General features: G+C 63.2%; 2 protein-coding genes. Both read left to right on the forward strand.

All coding sequences use genetic code 11. The features are described from left to right. On the forward strand, positions 1-251 hold a 251-nt coding region (locus tag I6E78_RS18485), incomplete at its 5' end, for a hypothetical protein (protein ID WP_231618054.1). A gap of 2 nt (positions 252-253) precedes the next feature. Further along, positions 254-660 (forward strand): glycoside hydrolase family 19 protein (locus I6E78_RS18490; RefSeq protein ID WP_197183122.1); only part of this gene is annotated, 407 nt, incomplete at its 3' end.

A 660-nucleotide genomic window follows, 5' to 3' on the forward strand; every position in this document is an offset into this window, starting at 1 on the left:
GTCTATCTGGCAAACCTTGGGGGTGGAAACACATGTCGAACCTGTTTAGCCGGTTCCAGAAGCTGATCCCCACCTACCCGTTGCGCGTGGGTGAGGTGATCGCCTATGCCGACGGCGTTGCCACCATCCAGGAGCAGGGTGGTATGGCTACTGCACGCGGGGAGGCCACCGTGGGTGACCGCGTGTTCTTCCGCAACGGCGCAATCGAAGGCCCCGCGCCGGACCTGACCATTGAGATTATCGAGGTATGACCATGACCTTCACGGTTGAACAACTCGCGGCGGCCACCAGCGCGCCGTACGGAAACGCGCAGACCTACCACCAGCCCCTGCTGGATGCCATGGGTCGATTCGACATCTGCTCTCTGCAGCGCCAGGCGGCGTTCCTCGCCACCGTGGCGGTGGAGTCGGCGCACCTGTCGGCGGTGGAAGAGGGCCTGTACTACAAGGACGCCTCACGGTTGGCGCGCATCTACCCCCGCGCGTTCAAGAGCATGGCTGACGCCGAGCCATACGCACGCAACCCCAAGGGCCTGAGCGAACTGCTCTACAAAGGCATGCATGGCAGAGGTTTGGTGCAGCTAACTTGGCGCAAAAACTACGAACGCGCCGGCGAGTCGCTGGGGTACGACTACGTGGGCAACCCCGCGCTGGTCACCAC

Source organism: Pseudoalteromonas sp. NZS127, from assembly GCF_015864805.1.
Classification (GTDB): domain Bacteria; phylum Pseudomonadota; class Gammaproteobacteria; order Enterobacterales; family Alteromonadaceae; genus Pseudoalteromonas; species Pseudoalteromonas nigrifaciens.